The following is a 15,649-nucleotide window of genomic DNA, read 5'->3' on the forward strand; positions in this document are numbered from 1 at the left end:
GCCGGCTGCGGAGAACCGTGGGAGACAGGGGAAACGCGTTGTCCATGGAACTTTTGCCGACGCACAGTATGCGGATCAATGACTGGCTGGGCACGTACGCAATGGACCTGAGCCGTTATCAGGGCGCAGATGAGGGAATCCATTCAGCAGTCCTGGCCCGGCTGGGCGATGACGGCCTGAATTACCACCACATCCAGCACCGGGTGAAGGAGGCGGACTCCCTGGGCCGGAAACTGGACCGGCGCACCGAAGACGGCACGCCCCGGTACGCCAACGGGCTTGAGGACATCGATGACCTGATCGGCGTGCGGATCATCCTGTTCCTGGAATCGGACATTCCGGCCGCCATGGAAGCGCTGGCGGGCGCCTTCGAGGAACTGGACCACGTAGATAAATCCGCCGAGCAGAAAGCCCGCGGCGACTTCGGCTACTCCGGCCAGCACCTGGTCCTCCGGGTGCCCCGGGACAACCCGCCTGCCGGCTGCGAAAACTTCTGCGGACAGCGTTTTGAAGTGCAGTTCCGCACCATCCTGCAGCACGCCTGGGCCGAGTTCGAGCATGAGATCCGGTACAAGGGCACCGGACCCGTCCCGCCGGAAGTCAACCGGGCGTTCACCCTGGCCTCCGGGCTGATTGAACTGGCGGACCGGGAGTTCGACGCCATTAACCATGTGGTCGCGCTGCAGCGGCTGCGCGGCGAGGCGCGGGTGGCCGGCGTGCAGAGCGGCGACGAGCTGAACGCGGCCGCCCTGCGCGAGGTGCTGGAACAGGAACTGCCCGAGAACCCGCGCAGCCGCGCCGAACACTACGACTGGCTGGTCCAGGTGCTTGAGGCCAACACCGTGTATTCGCTGTCGGAGGCCACGGCCCTGCTGCGCTCGGCGGACTGGACAGCCCTGGCTGACCGGCTGCGCTACCGCTTCCCGCCCGGACACGTGCGCGCCGCAGATGACTACCTGCTGGAGCAATGGGGCAGGGCGTATATCCAGCGCACCGCACACCTGAGCGAGGACGGCACCCGGCGCGGGAAACTCGAGTATCGCCTGCGCCGGTTAGTGTCCTGAACCTGTCCCCGGACCCGCTGGGGGCCGGGACGCAGGAGGGACACTAGCGCCCGGCGCGGAGGGCAGCGGCGGCGTCGGTAGCGGTGGTGCGGATCCGGTACAGGCTGGACGTGGCAGTCATGTACAGGGTCCGGCCGTCTGCGCCGCCGAAGCAGACGTTGCTGACCGTCTCCGGCACCGGAATGTGTTCCAGCAGTTCCCCGGCCGGGGAGAAGACCCGCACCCCGTCCCCGCCGGAGGACCAGATGTTGCCGTCCGTATCCACCCGGAAACCGTCCGGTACGCCAGGGGCTACCCGCACGAACACCCGGCCGTTCTTCGCCTGCCGGCCGTCCACGACGTCGTAGGCGCGGATCGGGTTGCCGTCGGCCTGGGCGGGACCGGCGGGGGAGACGGTCTCCTCGGCGGTGTCCGAGACATAGAGGACGGACTCATCCGGTGAGAATGCCAGCCCGTTGGGCGCCATGATATCCGTGATGACTGCGGTGAGTTCCCCGCTGGCCGGGTCAAAACGGAACACGTACCGGTCCCCGTATTCCAGCTCGCCGGGGTGGCCTTCGGCCGGGTTGTCGATGCCGTAGGAGGGATCCGAGAACCAGATGGTGCCGTCGGACTTCACAACGACGTCGTTGGGGGAGTTGAAGCGCACCCCGCCGAAACGGTCCACCAGGGTTTCCACGGCGCCGTCGCGGTCCCGTTCAATGGCGCGGCGCCCGTGCGAGCACTGGACCACCGACCCGTCCGCGTCCAGGGCGCGGCCGTTGGTGAACTCCACGTCCTGGCCGTAGACGCTGAGCTCACCGCTGGTTTCGCTGTATTCCAGGATCCGGTTGCTGCGCACATCGCTGTACCGTACGGCGTTGCGTCCGGGAACCCAGCAGGGTCCCTCGGCCCAGACCGCGCCCGTACCCACCTGTTCCAGTGCGGCTCCGGTTTCCAGCAGCGTCCGGGGGGATGCGTCTGCGTCCATGCTTTGTCTCCTGTTCGAGGCCGCAGGGGGCCCGGGTCAAGCGCGTACGGTCTGCGTCCTTTTATACGCGAGCGTGGGGCACGGCCCAAGCCGGGCAGTGATCAGGGCAGGTTACGGAAACCGCGGATCAGCACGTCGGCCCGCCCGCGGGAGGCCCGGACCAGCTCCGCGTTGGGCTGGTCCACCTCCTGTACCCAGGCAGCGGCTGCCTGCGGGCTTTTGCCGAAGCGGATATGCCGTTCCACCAGGCGCTGCACCCGCAGGTCCTCCTCCGGTTCGCAGTACCAGACCTCTGCGCAGCGGGCACGTACCTGTTCCCACTCGGGGCGGTCCAGCAGGAGATAGTTGCCTTCGGTGAGGATGATCCGGGCTGCCGGGAAAACCGGGATATCCCCGGCCAGCGGCTGCTCCAGAGTCCGCTCGAACCCCGGGGCGTAGACGACGTCGGTACGCCCGGCGGAGAGCAGCCGGTCCAGCAGGGCAGCGTAGCCGTATGCGTCGAAGGTTTCCGGGGCACCTTTGCGCTCCCGCAGGCCCTGCCGGTCCAGTTCCCGGTCCGAGAGGTGGAAACCGTCCATCGGCACATGGGCAAAGCGGCGGGACTCCACGGGCTGGTGTTCCGGGTTCAGGGCACGGACCAGGGCCTCAACCAGGGTGGTTTTGCCCGCCCCCGGCGCACCGGTGACGCCAATGACGAGGGTTCCGGTACAGGAACCGGCCAACGCCGTCAGCCTGTCCTGCAGCTGCCTCAGAGTAGGGAAGGACATAACCGCATTCTCCTCTGCCCACGTCTTTCGCCGCCCGGAAAGTGCCAGTCTACGGTGCCTTGGCAACGGGCGCCCGGACAGGAAAATGTCCGCCGGTTCTCCTATGGTGGTGGGCAAAGGCCGAGCACACGAGGAGGCAGATATGTCAGATTTCCGAGGACGCAAGCTCTTGAAAGCAGCAGGGCAGGGCGCAGTTGCCGGACTGGCCGGTGTCGCAGCAATGACCGCCGGCGAAAAACTGGAACAGGCTGTGACCCGGAGGCCCAATTCCTACGTTCCGGCCCGCACCCTGCTGAGCCTGCTGGGCCAAAAACCCGCCGCCGATGCCCGGCCCCCGCTCTGGAACCACGCCATGCACTGGGGGACGGGCGCGGTTCTCGGTGCCCTGCGCGGGATCTGGTCCGTCACCGGGATCCGCGGCCCGGTTGCGAACACGACCTTCAGCGTTGTCCGCCTGGCCACGGACCAGACACTTGAAAACGCCACCGGCATCGGAGCCCCGCCCACCTCGTGGCCGCTGTCCGAGACCGCAGTGGATGTTTGGCACAAGACGGTCTATGCCTGGATTACCGGTGTGGTCTCAGATGCCCTGATCCCGCCAGTCCTGGAATCCAGGCAGGGCACCACCAGCCACTAACCCGCCGTGCGCACAGTCCTTTGCCCGGCCTAAGCTGGGGTTGTTGTCTACCGGAGGAGAGATACGTTGTCCCTGCTGACCCCCCTGATTACCAGTGCCGGCCTGATCGGCGGCTACAAGACCGCCCGTGACACCGGCAACCGCCAGCTTGGTGGAGCCGTCCTTGCCGCCGCAGGTGCCGCTGCCTTTGCCCTGTGGAAGCGCGACGCCGGCACGGGCAAGGCTGCAGCCCTCACCGCCGGCTACGTGGCCGCGTTCGGCCTGTCCCACCCGCTGGCCAAGAAAATGGGGGCCTGGCCGTCCGTCTATACCGTGACCGGCGCCGTGGCCCTGGCCTCGCTGGTCTTCGGCCGCAAGCGCTGATTCTCTCTGGCTGCCGGGCGGGGACAGCGGTCCCGGCCCGGCGGCAGCCCCGGCGTCGCCTCACGCCGGGCCTCTGCCAGCCCCTTGCCGGCGGCAGCCCGCGCGGCAACAAGCCCGCGGCACAAGGCAGGGCAGAGCGGGAATCATCGGCCCGGCGTCGTCGTTATACCTGATGCGGGCGGAACAGGGCCCGCAGCGGAAGCCGGGACACCGGCGCCGTCGCTTGATTGGCAACTTGTTGATTGGTAATTCAATACGGGGATGATCGGTTTCGACGATGTTGGTTGTGCCAGGGGAAGCGGGCCGAGAACGCAGAGTTATCTCGTTAACGCTCTCTGCAAAAAAATAAGTGCCAAACCTATGCGCACTGACTTCGCTCTCGCTGCCTAAGCAGCCGGAGTAGTCCGTCAGCCCGGAGTCGCTCTCGCTCCGGATCCTGGCGTCGTTTAGAGGGCCACTGCTGAACACTTCCGCCGTCGGGGTGTTCGGGACTTTTTGACGGCTGGGCCCGGACCGGCCACCTGTATGCAGGATGGCCGGGGCCGAGAAAATCCGACGCATACTGCGCCCGGAGAAGCCCTGGCAAAACAACACCGGACGGGGGTTCGATTCCCCCCATCTCCACACCAGGCGAAAGGCCTGCCCCTGAAGGGGCGGGCCTTTCCGCGTGTCCGGCCCCGTGTACTGGCGTTGAAGCACCTTCTGCCTCCGGCACTAATGTGGGATGCAGAGGGCAAACGGCCCCGTGCGCGAAGGGATGGACATGCAGGCACTGACAATCAGCCCCGGACAAAAGGATTCGCTGGAGCTGAGGGACCTGCCGGAACCGGATGCAGCGGAAGGCAGCGTGCTGGTGGAGATCCTGTCGGTGGGACTGTGTGCCACCGACCGGGAGGTTATTGCCGCTGAGTTCGGCACGGCACCCGCCAACCGGGATTATCTGGTGATGGGACACGAGAACCTTGGCCGCGTGCTGGAGGCGCCGGAAGATTCCGGGCTTGCCGCCGGAGACCTGGTGGTGGGTATTGTCCGCCGGCCCTGTGCCGAGAAGTGCCCTGCCTGTGCTGCGGGCGAATGGGACATGTGCCATACCGGCACCTATACCGAGCACGGCATTGAAGGGATGGACGGTTTTGCCCGCGAACGCTGGCGCGGCGAACCGGAAGAGATGGTGAAACTGGACCCGTCACTGGACCGGGTGGGAGTGCTGCTGGAGCCGGCCACCATCCTGGCCAAGGCCTGGGAGCAGATTGACCGGATTGGCAGCCGTGCCTATTTCCGTCCGCGGGTAGCCGCCGTGACCGGCGCCGGACCGGTGGGCCTGCTGGCCGCCCTGTTCGGAGTGCAGCGCGGACTCGAAGTGCACGTCTTTGACCTGGAGGAAGACGGACCCAAGGCGGATCTGGTGAAGGAACTGGGGGCTGTGTTCCACACGGACAGCCTCACGGATTCAGGCATCAGCGCGGACATCATCATCGAATGCACAGGTGCGCCCGCGGTGATCCGGGAGGTCCTGCACCGCGGCGCCAAAAACTCCGTCACCTGCCTGACCGGTGTCTCCGAAACCGGTGCCGAGGAGCCCCTGGACCTGGGCGCCCTGAACCTGGGACTGGTCATGGACAACCGGGTGGTCTTTGGAACCGTCAATGCCAACCGCAGGCATTACCTGAAGGCCGCTGAAGTGCTGGCACGGACCGACACGGGATGGCTGGAGAAGATCATCTCCCGCCGGGTCCCGCTCGCTGACTATGCCCGGGCCTTTGAAGATCAGGGCGAGGACATCAAAGTGGTGCTTGACCTGCAGGACGCCTGACCGGTTCCGCAGGCTATTCAGCCGCGGAGGATTCGGTGATACACAGGAAGGACCAAAGCGGCCGCCGCCGCGGTCACGCCAGCTCGCATTGGAGGCACTCAGATGGATAAGGACACCGATCTTCCGCTGATTCCCGGCGGTTCCGAAGCTGACCGGGCGGAGCAGGACATTCCCGCCGTTCCCGGTGCAGGAGATGCCGGGCCCGCGGGGGAAATCCACCGGGACGGCACTGACGGTATCGAGCAGGAAATCCCGGAGGTGCCGGGGGCCGGTGACGCAGGTCCGGAAGGCCGGGTGTACCCCGACGGGTCCGAGGCCGACATCCTGGAACAGAACACCGACGTTCCGGGAAGCGACGAGGACTATCCGCAGGGGGACGGCTGATGCCGTGATGCCCTGCCCGCTCCAGCGGTACCGGACGTGCCGCATCAGGGTCCGCGGCCGCGGATTCCCGGCTGCGGCACCGCTGCCGGCGTGCCGGCCCGCGTAGAATGAACGGCGGCACAAGGGGCAGATCAACAGCAGGAGCGGCGTGAATTACTTTGACCCGGCGGCGGTCTTCGACGTCGTCGACCTGGCCGGTGTGCTGGCCAACGGCGTTTTGGGTGGAGCCGTCGCCCGGCAGCTGCGGATGGACCCGGTGGGGTTCATCGTGCTGGCCCTGACATCCGCCCTGGGCGGCGGTGTCCTGCGGGATACCCTGCTGCAGGAAGGGACACCGGTGGCGCTGACCAACCCCGCCTACCTCATCACCGCCCTCGCCGGTGCCTTCATCGCCTACGCCATTGAGCTCAAAGGCAAATGGGCCAACCGCTTCCTCATAGTGATCGACGCGTTCGCGCTGGGCTGCTGGGCCGCGACCGGCACTGCCAAGGCACTCGCCGTGAACCTGGACTGGCTGCCGGCCATCCTCATCGGTGTGGCCACGGCCGTGGGCGGCGGCATGATCCGCGACATTGTGGTGGGCCGGGTGCCCGCCATTTTCGGTGGCAACACGCTGTACGCCACCGGTGCACTGGTGGCCGCCGTCGAAATGGCTGTCCTGTACAACATGGGCCTGCAGAACGTGGGCATGGGCGTGGCCATCGGCACGGCCGCCGTGCTGTGCATCCTGGCCCGGCGGCGCGGCTGGCGGCTGCCCGGGCCGGGGGAGTTCAATGTCCGGCTGCCGCGGCGGGCACGGCCAGCGGAGCGTCCCGGAGCCGGCTGGCCGCGGCCGAAACTGAAGCTGCCGCGCCTGCGCCGGAACGGAACCGGCACCAGCGACGAATCGCCGGACGCGCCCCGGCATTCCTAGCAAAGAATGTCCGCCTAAACACTGAAACAACCGGATTTAGTCCCCGGAATCCGTGCTTTTACAGACGCGATATGCGCGGGTAGCGTGGCGCACATGACTGCTTACAAGAGCGTAAATCCGTCCACTGGAGAGACCCTTCAGGAATTCCCCACGGCCACCGACGGCGAAATCCGCCAGGCCATCGATTCAGCCCATGCCGCTTTTACCCACTGGCGTGCCGAACCGGTGGAAAACCGCAGCAAGGTTCTCTCACGCGTCGCCGAACTCTACCGGGAGCGTTCCGACGAACTCGCCGCCCTCATTGCCCTGGAAATGGGCAAGCCGCTGCGCGAAGCCAAGGGTGAAGTGGCGCTCTCCGCCAACATCTACGAGTACTACGCCACCGAGGGGCCCGGCTTTATGGCGGATGAACAGCTTGATCCCCGGGGCGGTGGCAGCGCCGTGGTGCGTACCCTGCCCGTTGGTGCCCTGCTGGGGATCATGCCGTGGAACTATCCCTACTATCAGGTGGCACGTTTCGCAGCGCCGAACCTGATGCTGGGCAATACGGTGCTGCTCAAGCACGCCAACAACTGCCCGCAGTCCGCGCTGGCCATGGAACAGATTTTCGCCGATGCCGGAGTCCCCTCCGGTGCCTACACCAACATCTTCGCCACCAACGAGCAGGCTGCGGACATCATTGCCGACCCGCGCATCCAGGGTGTGTCCCTGACCGGCAGCGAACGTGCCGGTGCCGCCGTCGCCGAAGTGGCCGGACGCAACCTGAAGAAGTACGTCCTTGAACTGGGCGGCAGCGACCCGTTCATTGTCCTGGACTCCGAAGACCTGGACGCGACGGTCAAGGCAGCGGTTGCCGGGCGGATGGGCAACACAGGGCAGGCCTGCAACGCGGCGAAACGGTTCATTGTGGTGGAGGATCTCTACGAGGAGTTCGTGGAGAAGTTCACCGCCCGCATGGCGGCCATCGAGCCCGGAGACCCGCTGCAGCAGGAGACGCGGTTTGGTCCGCTCTCCTCACAGTCCGCCGCGGACGGGCTGCTGGAACAGATCCGCGACGCCGTGGAGCGGGGCGCCACCCTGCGCACCGGCGGCGGGAGGATCGACCGTCCCGGATCCTACGTCCAGCCGACAGTCCTGACCGACGTCACTGAGGACATGCGTGCCTTCTCGGAGGAACTGTTCGGGCCGGCGGCCGTGATTTACAAGGTCGCCAACGCCGATGAAGCAGTGGAGCTGGCCAACAACTCGCCCTTCGGTCTGGGCGGGGCCGTGTTCAGCGCCGATGAAGGCCGGGCGCTGGAGGTGGCTGACCGGCTGGAGACCGGCATGGTCTGGATCAACGGCACTTCCGGTACGCAGGAGGACCTGCCCTTCGGCGGCGTCAAGCGTTCGGGCGTGGGCCGGGAACTGGCCCGGTACGGGATGGCCGAGTTTGTGAACCGGAAGCTGATCCGCATTCCCAAGAAGCGCTGAGCCCCCTGCAGCTCAGGCCGCGCGGCTGCTTTCCGGTTCCGGCCGGGAAGCATCCGCGTGCTCGCTGGGGCCGTTGAACACCACGTACCGGTAGGCGAAATACCGGAAGATGTTACCCAGCGCGATACCTACCACGTTGCCGGAAATGTTGTCCGCGAACTGGCTTTGGAAGCCCAGCAGGTAGTGCGAGACGTAGAGACAGCCGGCGGAGATCAGCAGCCCCACGAGGTTGGTCAGGGCAAAGAGCAGCGTTTCACTGCGGATGCTGCGTGTACGGAGTTTCCGGAAGGTAATGTACCGGCTGCCCAGCCATGACACCGTGGTGGCGGCCAGCACGGAAATGGTCTTGGCCAAGATGGGGCTGTCCTGGATCAGGGTGGCCGAGAGGATGTTGAACAGGCCCACATCCACCACAAACGCGACGGTGCCCACCACTGAAAATGAGCCCAGCCGGTGAGCAATCCTGCGCACCCCTGTGGTTCCTGCCATTACCGAAATCCGTTCAACCGCGCTCGCCCGGGAGGCTGCCTCCTGCCCGGGCCGGTGCGTACACACGGCCGGGCCTTTTACCTTCGGATGATTGCACACCGTGCATTCGGCCGCAAAATCAGTTCGCTGGCAAGCTGGATCAGGGCAGTGTGACCGTAAATACAGTGCCCTTGCCGGATTCGCTCTCCAAGGCGATGGTGCCGCCGTGCTCTTCCACAATGCGCTTGGAAATCACCAGGCCAAGGCCGACGCCGGGGATCTGTGCCCTGCGGGCCGTGCCCGAGCGGAAGAACTTGGTAAAGACCTCGGCCTGCTCGGCGCCGGTCATGCCGATGCCGGAATCGGCGACCCGCAGCACCGTGGTCCCGGCTTCCGTGCGCCAGGCGCTGACCGTGACCTGTCCGCCGTCGGGGGAGTACTTGACCGCGTTGGAGAGCAGGTTGTCCAGGACCTGCGCCATCCGCTTGGGATCCAGCATGGCCGGCAGGTTCTCGGGCAGCTCGGTGACAATGTCGACGCCGTTCATTTCCGCGCGCGGGGCCGCAGAGGTGATGCCTGCGCGGATGAGCTCGCTGAGGTCGGTGACCTCCAGCTCCATGCTGGCGGAACCGGCCGCGGCGGAGAGCAGGTCCGAGACCAGGTGCAGCAGTTTCTCGGAGTTCCGCTGCGCCACCTTCAGGGAGGACGCCACATAGGAGGGGATGGCGTCTTCCTCATCCAGCGCCAGTTCCAGGTACCCCATGATGGAGGTCAGCGGGGTGCGCAGCTCGTGGGACACATTGGCCACGAAGTCGTCCTTGGCAGCCACCGCATTCACCAGGCCCGTGACGTCGCTGTACGCGATCACCGAGCCCTGGAACGCGTCGTCGTCGCCGTGCATGGAACGGGCCGAGACGCTAAGTGCCTTTTGCTCCTCGCCCTCGCCGTACCAGACCAGCTGGTCGGAGAAGGAGTGCCCCTCCGATGCCCGCTGCACCGGACGCTCGGCCGGCGGAACCGGGGTGATGCGGTCCGGCCCGAAAATGAGCAACTCGGCCTCGGAGGGGCGCCGGGTGAAACTGGGGGCGGCCAGGCGTTCGTGGAACTGCTGGCGGGGGTTGGTGAGCAGGCGCCGCCCTTCCTCGTCAATGACCACCACACCCACCCGCACGGTGTTGAGGATGGACTCGAGCATCAGCTCCTTGCGCAGGCTCTCCAACAGGGAGGCCTGCAGCACCACGTCCTTCTCCTGCAGCACCACGGTCTGCGCGGTCAGAGTGGCTTCGGCCTCAGCGCGTGCCGCTTCGGCCTCTTCCGCGGTGCGCAGGGCGGAAATCAGGTCCCGTTCATACAGCCGCCGCTCATGCGCGTAGAACGCCACTACCTGGTCAAGCGCCGGGCGGTCGGCGGTGGCGGGGGTGCGGGTGGCGGAGAGCAGCACCGGAATGCGCCGGCCTTCGGGTCCCAGGAGGTCGACGGCGAGCTCGGCGAAAGTCGCTTTCATTCCCAGCTGCGGCATGGCGTGGGTGGTGTAGACAATGCGGTCGCCCACAGGGAGCAGCTTGAGCAGGCTGGTGCCGCGCAGCTCCTCCAGGGACTTGCCGATCCAGGAGAGGAGCATGGTGTTGGCGGACACGACGGTTCCGTCCGTCAGGGTCAGGATGTGTCCGGCCGGGGCGTTGTTGAACAACGCCTCGTAGTCGAGGGGGAAAAGCTGCTCCACGGTTACGTCGACTGCTGCAGATACTGCGAGATGATGCCTGCCGTCTCCTTGGGCGCGCTCACATGCGGAAGGTGGCCGGTGGCTTCCATCCGCACCAGTGTGCTGCCCGGGATGCGTTCCTGCAGATAGACGCCCACGTGATCCGGTGCGAGCAGGTCTGCGGAGGCCTGCATGATCAGTGTGGGAAGGGAAACGTCCTTCAGCAGGTGGCGGACGTCGGACAGGAAGGCCACCCGTGCGAACTGGCGGGCGATGGTCGGGTTGACCCGGCAGAAGCTGTCCTCCAGTCGGGTGCCCAGGGCGGGGGTGTCGGGGTTTCCCATGATGACCGGTGCCATGGTTGCTGCCCAGACCAGGTAATTGGTGTCCAGGGAGACCAGCAGGTCGTCGAGGTCGGCGCGGCTGAAACCGCCTGTATACCCGTCCTCCGGGTAGTCCATGTAGCTGGCGGAGGGGGCCACGAGGATGATCCGGCCCAGCCGGTCGGGCTTCCGTGCCGCCGCGGCCACGGCCATCATGGCGCTGACGCTGTGGCCGATGAAGGTGACATCCTCCAGGTCAAGGTCCTCACACAGTTCCAGGACGTCGGAAACGTAGCCGTCCAGGGTGGAGTATTTTTCCGGTTCATAGGCATCGAGGTCCGAGCCGCCCGCGCCCACGTGGTCAAAGACGACGACCTTGTAGTCATCGGTGAAATGCGGCAGTACATGCTGCCACATCCCCTGGTCGCAGCCGAACCCGTGCGCGAAAAGCAATACCGGACCCTCCGTGCGTCCGAGCACTCGAACGTTGTTCCGGGTCCGGATATCAGTCTTCATGTGTCCCAGCGCCTGCTTTTCTTCTGATGCAATAACCGCCCGGGGCCCAGAGCGGATTCAACTGCACACTTTACAGGTTCCGCACGGCTTTAATTGCCAGCCCGGGGTGCATAAATATGCCCTCTAATGTGTTCCGCAGCGGAGGATTCCAATGCGGTGAAAAACAGCATTCTTATGCCGCCGGATGAGGGAATGGACGGTCCGTTGGGTTTACCGCACGGAGAACCGGAGCTCGGCCGCCCCGCCGTTGAACTGGGTGGTGGCCACCAGCTGCATGGGCCGGGTGGGGCGGTCCACCGGAAGAAGCCGCCGCCCGCTGCCCAGGGCAACGGGCATGTAGGTCACCCACAGTTCGTCCAGCAGCCCGGCGTCAGCAAATTGGGCCGCCACATTGCCGCCTCCCACCACCCAGACGTTGCGCTCCCCGGCGGCGTCCCGGGCTTCGTCAAGTACCTGCTCCACGTCCCCGGCGGCAAACCGTATGTCGCCCTGCGGCGGCGGGGTTTCCTCCCGGGAAGTCAGCACCCAGCACGGCTGGCTGTAGGCCCAGGCATCCGGTTCCTCGGCGCGGAGCCAGCGGTAGGTTTCTCCACCCATAATCACCGCACCGACTCCGGCGATGAACCGGTCATAGTGCGCTTGGAAGGGCTCGAAGCCGAACTGCAGCAACCAGTCCAGGTTGTTGTCGGCTGTCGCAATAAAGCCATCCAGGGACGAAGCTACGTAATAGATGACCTTGGGCATGCTGCAAGATTACGCGCAGCGTCCGCCGAAAGGCAGGGGACGGGAGCCGGCGGTGGTGCCGGAACGGGATCAGGACGCCGGACATCATGGGCGGGTGAGGCGTGGACGCCGCGAAGGGGATAGGTTGAAAGGAAAGCACCATAAGCACCCTGACTATGTGCGCATCCGGCCGCCGGGCGGCTCCGGCCGGACGGAACGCGGAAGGACGAAACATGAGTGAACGGCTTGTTGCTGATGTGATTGTCGATCGCCTGAAAGCCTGGAACGTGCAGCGCGTCTTCGGGTACAGCGGCGATGGGATCAACACCGTGCTCGGCGCCATGCGCCGCAGCGGAGATCCCGAATTCATCCAGGTCCGGCACGAGGAAAACGCTGCCTTTATGGCTGTGGGGCACGCCAAATACACCGGCGGAGTGGGGGTGGTGATGTCCACGCAGGGCCCGGGAGCCATCCACCTGCTCAACGGACTGTATGACGCACGGCTGGACGGTGTGCCCGTGGTCGCCATTGTCGGCCAGCAGTCCCGCAGCGTGCTTGGGTCCTCCTATATGCAGGAGGTGGACCTGATGCACCTGACCCGGGACGTGGCCTCGGCCTTCCGGCAGCAGGTCAATTCCCCGGAACAGGTGCCGCTGGTCCTGGACCGGGCTTTCAAGAAGGCGCTCGCCACCGGCACACCCGCCGTCGTGATCATTCCGCATGATGTGCAGCAGGCCCCGGCCCCGGAGCTGGAACAGGAACACGGCATCCTGAACACCGTCCCGGTGTTCCGTCCCGCCCGCACCCAGCCCGGCGAGGCTGATGTGCAGGCCGCGGCAGACCTGATCAATTCCGGGCAGAAGGTGGCGCTGCTGGTAGGCCAGGGCGCCCGGCACGCGCGGGCGCAGGTCCATGCCCTGGCGGAGAAGATTGGTGCGGGTATCACCACCAGCCTGCTCGGCAAGCCCTACGTGGATGAAACGGCGCCCCTGGCCGCGGGGACCATGGGGCATCTGGGCACCGCGTCCGCAGGCTACGTGCTGGATAACTGCGACACCCTGCTGATCATCGGCTCCAATGACCCCTGGACCGAGTTCTATCCAACGCCCGGATCGGCCCGGGCCGTGCAGATTGACCGGGATGCCTCGGCCATCGGCAACCGGTACCCGGTGGAGGTGGGCATTACCTCAGACGCCGGTCCCGCACTGGATGCCCTCATTCCACTGCTGGAGGCCAGGCCGGATACACCCTGGCGGGGCAAGGTGGAGGAAAGCGTACGCCGCTGGCACGAACTGGCCCGGGTCCGCGCCATGACCGACGCAGATCCGGTCAACCCGGAACGCGTGGTCTGGGAACTGAACCGGCGGCTGCCGGACAACGCGCAGGTGGCGGTCGACGTCGGCAGTTCCGTCTATTGGTACGCCCGGCAGCTCCAGCTGCCGGAAGGGGTGCCGGCGCACCTCTCCAGCACCCTGGCGTCCATGGGCTGCTCCGTGCCGTACGGACTGGCGGCGAAACTTGCTGCTCCCGACCGTCCGGTGGTGGCGCTCTCCGGGGACGGTGCCATGCAGATGGCCGGCGTGAGCGAGCTGATCACCCTGAGCCGGCTCTGGCAGAAGTGGGAGGACCCGCGGTTTGTCCTGTGTGTGCTGAATAACCGCGAACTGGCGGAGGTGACCTGGGAGCAGCGCGAGATGGAGGGGGACCCGCGGTTCGAGGACAGCCAGTCGCTGCCGGACTTCAGATACGCCGAATACGCCAAACTGCTGGGCCTGGAAAGTGTCCGGGTGGAGGACCCGGAACTGCTGGGGGAGGCCTGGGACGTGGCGCTCGCCGCCAAGCGGCCGTTCCTGATCGAAGTCGTGACCGATCCGGCTGTGCCGCTGTTGCCGCCCTTCCCCGCCGGAGCTGCCCAGGCGCAAACCATGAAGGACGGGCTGGCACAGGAGGGCGCCGCGGGCGAACATTCCCGGCGGCTGCTGGATACCTACCTGGCGCAGGAGGAGGGGCTTTACGACGATCTCTGAGCCGGGATACCGGAACGGACGCACCCGTGAAGGGTGCGTCCGTTCCTCCTTTCAGCGGACCGGCCTGCCCTTTGAGGAGGCTAGGAGCGGGCCGGTGCGCCGAGTTCCACGGGTTCTTCGTCATTGCGGTAGGCGGATTCGGAGTGGGCGATCAGGTCAATGCCCTTGAGTTCGCTCTCCTCCGGGATGCGCAGCCCGATGGTCAGCTGCAGCACCTTGGCAATCAGCCAGGTCACCGCGAACGAGTACACCAGCACCGCCAGGCAAGCCAGCGCCTGGATGCCCAGCAGCGAGAAACCACCGCCGTAGAACAGGCCGCTGACCCCGTTGGGTGCCGCGTCGGTGGCGAACAGGCCGATCAGCAGAGTGCCCAGCAGGCCGCCGACGGCGTGGACACCCACCACGTCCAGGGAATCGTCAAAGCCCAGCCGGAACTTCAGCTCAATGGCCAGCGAGCAGACCAGCCCGGCAATTGCCCCAATGGCTACGGCTCCCAGCGGGCTGACGGCACCGCAGGCCGGGGTGATGGCCACGAGGGCGGCAATCAGTCCGGACGCCGCTCCGAGGCTGGAGGAGCGGCCCAGGCGCATACGTTCCATCAGCGCCCAGCCGAGCAGGCCGGCCGCAGCGGCCACAGCGGTATTCAGGAAAACGACGGCGGCCGAGTGCCCGGCGCTCAGCGCAGACCCGGCGTTGAACCCGTACCAGCCGATCCACAGCAGGCTGGCTCCGAGGAGGATCAGCGGCCGGCTGTGCGGCTGGCCGTGTGAGTGCGGCCAGCCCTTGCTCCGGCCCAGGACAAGGGCCAGTGCCAGGGCGGCAACCCCGGCGTTCAAATGCACCGCGGTGCCGCCGGCAAAGTCGATGGCGCCCAGCTGGTTGGCAATCCAGCCGCCGGTCACCGTTCCGTCGGCATTGTCGAAGGCGAAGACCCAGTGCGCTACCGGGAAGTAGACCAGCGACGCCCAGAGGCCGGCGAAGACCATCCACGCGCCGAATTTCATCCGCCCGGCGGCGGACCCGGCCACCAGGGCCGTGGTGACGCACGCGAACATCAGTTGGAAGGCGGCGAATAGTGCCAGCGGGATGGATGCTGCGGGATCCTCGGTGAGCAGTTCAGACAGTCCGAAGAACTCCAGCGGGTTTCCCAGCAGCCCTACGCCGCCCAGTGAGTTGCCGAAGGCCGCGGAATAGCCGTACAGCACCCAGAGGACGGCTACCAGGCTGGCTCCGCCAAAGCACATCATCATCATGTTCAGGATTCGCCGTGAACCCACCATGCCGCCGTAGAAAAAAGCGATGCCGGGGATCATCAGACAGACCAGCGCGGAACTGGCCAGCAGCCAGGCCGTGTTTCCAGAGTCCATGGAGGTACTCCCGTTCGGGTCGGGTGCCCGCTGTTTACGTGCCCCCCGGAACACAGGCCAGACATTCAGGGAAGGGCAGGTGCAGCCGGCGGGGCAAGGGATGGATCAGCCCCCATTACTGACCGGCAGTCCCGCCGCA

15 protein-coding genes and 1 other RNA gene are annotated in these 15,649 nt (G+C 66.2%); 9 read left to right on the forward strand and 7 right to left on the reverse strand.

Annotation, left to right across the window (positions count from 1 at the left end; all coding sequences use genetic code 11):
- Positions 1–44: 44 nt before the first annotated feature.
- Complete coding sequence (locus QWJ37_RS02660) at positions 45–1,064, forward strand: hypothetical protein (RefSeq protein ID WP_227902816.1); 1,020 nt, start codon at positions 45–47, stop codon at positions 1,062–1,064.
- A 43-nt stretch (positions 1,065–1,107) separates the two neighbouring features.
- Here QWJ37_RS02660 and QWJ37_RS02665 read toward each other — a convergent pair whose 3' ends face one another.
- Both QWJ37_RS02665 and QWJ37_RS02670 read right to left on the reverse strand, forming a co-directional pair.
- Positions 1,108–2,034, reverse strand: coding sequence for an SMP-30/gluconolactonase/LRE family protein (locus tag QWJ37_RS02665; protein ID WP_227902815.1), 927 nt, complete (start codon positions 2,032–2,034; stop codon positions 1,108–1,110).
- A 101-nt stretch (positions 2,035–2,135) separates the two neighbouring features.
- Positions 2,136–2,801 carry a nucleoside/nucleotide kinase family protein gene (locus QWJ37_RS02670; RefSeq protein WP_227902814.1) on the reverse strand — a complete coding sequence of 222 codons (666 nt, stop codon included), beginning with the start codon at positions 2,799–2,801 and terminating at the stop codon, positions 2,136–2,138.
- A 142-nt stretch (positions 2,802–2,943) separates the two neighbouring features.
- Here QWJ37_RS02670 and QWJ37_RS02675 point away from each other — a divergent pair, with 142 nt between their 5' ends.
- From QWJ37_RS02675 to QWJ37_RS02705, 7 genes are all read left to right on the forward strand, one after another.
- The gene (locus tag QWJ37_RS02675) at positions 2,944–3,438 is read left to right on the forward strand and encodes a hypothetical protein (protein ID WP_290243914.1); all 495 of its coding nucleotides are present in this window, start codon (positions 2,944–2,946) and stop codon (positions 3,436–3,438) included.
- A gap of 66 nt (positions 3,439–3,504) precedes the next feature.
- On the forward strand, positions 3,505–3,801 hold the full coding sequence (locus QWJ37_RS02680) for a hypothetical protein (protein ID WP_227902812.1): 297 nt from the start codon (positions 3,505–3,507) through the stop codon (positions 3,799–3,801).
- Between the two features lie 257 nt (positions 3,802–4,058).
- Positions 4,059–4,428, forward strand: a transfer-messenger RNA (tmRNA) gene (gene ssrA / locus QWJ37_RS02685).
- A gap of 136 nt (positions 4,429–4,564) precedes the next feature.
- On the forward strand, positions 4,565–5,614 hold the full coding sequence (locus tag QWJ37_RS02690) for a glucose 1-dehydrogenase (RefSeq protein WP_227928431.1): 1,050 nt from the start codon (positions 4,565–4,567) through the stop codon (positions 5,612–5,614).
- Between the two features lie 102 nt (positions 5,615–5,716).
- Positions 5,717–5,998: a hypothetical protein gene (locus tag QWJ37_RS02695; RefSeq protein WP_227928432.1), complete on the forward strand. Its 282-nt coding sequence runs from the start codon at positions 5,717–5,719 to the stop codon at positions 5,996–5,998.
- Positions 5,999–6,146: 148 nt separating this feature from the next.
- Positions 6,147–6,911, forward strand: coding sequence for a trimeric intracellular cation channel family protein (locus QWJ37_RS02700; protein WP_227902809.1), 765 nt, complete (start codon positions 6,147–6,149; stop codon positions 6,909–6,911).
- A gap of 93 nt (positions 6,912–7,004) precedes the next feature.
- Positions 7,005–8,384, forward strand: coding sequence for an NAD-dependent succinate-semialdehyde dehydrogenase (locus QWJ37_RS02705; protein WP_290243919.1), 1,380 nt, complete (start codon positions 7,005–7,007; stop codon positions 8,382–8,384).
- Positions 8,385–8,396: 12 nt separating this feature from the next.
- Here the strand turns inward: QWJ37_RS02705 and QWJ37_RS02710 are convergent, their stop codons facing one another.
- The 4 genes from QWJ37_RS02710 to QWJ37_RS02725 all read right to left on the reverse strand — a co-directional run bounded on the left by QWJ37_RS02710 (position 8,397) and on the right by QWJ37_RS02725 (position 12,137).
- A complete protein-coding gene (locus QWJ37_RS02710) occupies positions 8,397–8,873 on the reverse strand; it encodes a GtrA family protein (protein ID WP_227902807.1) in 477 nt (158 codons plus the stop codon).
- 139 nt (positions 8,874–9,012) lie between these two features.
- Complete coding sequence (locus QWJ37_RS02715) at positions 9,013–10,575, reverse strand: ATP-binding protein (RefSeq protein ID WP_290243922.1); 1,563 nt, start codon at positions 10,573–10,575, stop codon at positions 9,013–9,015.
- A 2-nt stretch (positions 10,576–10,577) separates the two neighbouring features.
- Positions 10,578–11,393 (reverse strand): alpha/beta hydrolase, encoded by an 816-nt coding sequence (locus QWJ37_RS02720; protein WP_290243923.1) that lies wholly within the window; start codon positions 11,391–11,393, stop codon positions 10,578–10,580.
- Positions 11,394–11,603: 210 nt separating this feature from the next.
- Positions 11,604–12,137: a dihydrofolate reductase family protein gene (locus tag QWJ37_RS02725; protein ID WP_290243925.1), complete on the reverse strand. Its 534-nt coding sequence runs from the start codon at positions 12,135–12,137 to the stop codon at positions 11,604–11,606.
- Positions 12,138–12,349: 212 nt separating this feature from the next.
- Here QWJ37_RS02725 and QWJ37_RS02730 point away from each other — a divergent pair, with 212 nt between their 5' ends.
- On the forward strand, positions 12,350–14,143 hold the full coding sequence (locus QWJ37_RS02730) for a thiamine pyrophosphate-requiring protein (protein ID WP_290243927.1): 1,794 nt from the start codon (positions 12,350–12,352) through the stop codon (positions 14,141–14,143).
- Between the two features lie 80 nt (positions 14,144–14,223).
- Here QWJ37_RS02730 and QWJ37_RS02735 read toward each other — a convergent pair whose 3' ends face one another.
- Positions 14,224–15,510 (reverse strand): ammonium transporter, encoded by a 1,287-nt coding sequence (locus QWJ37_RS02735; protein WP_227902802.1) that lies wholly within the window; start codon positions 15,508–15,510, stop codon positions 14,224–14,226.
- Between the last annotated feature and the right edge of the window lie 139 nt (positions 15,511–15,649).

The sequence above is a fragment of the Arthrobacter sp. YD2 genome (assembly GCF_030410475.1).
Classification (GTDB): Bacteria; Actinomycetota; Actinomycetes; order Actinomycetales; family Micrococcaceae; genus Arthrobacter_B; species Arthrobacter_B zhangbolii.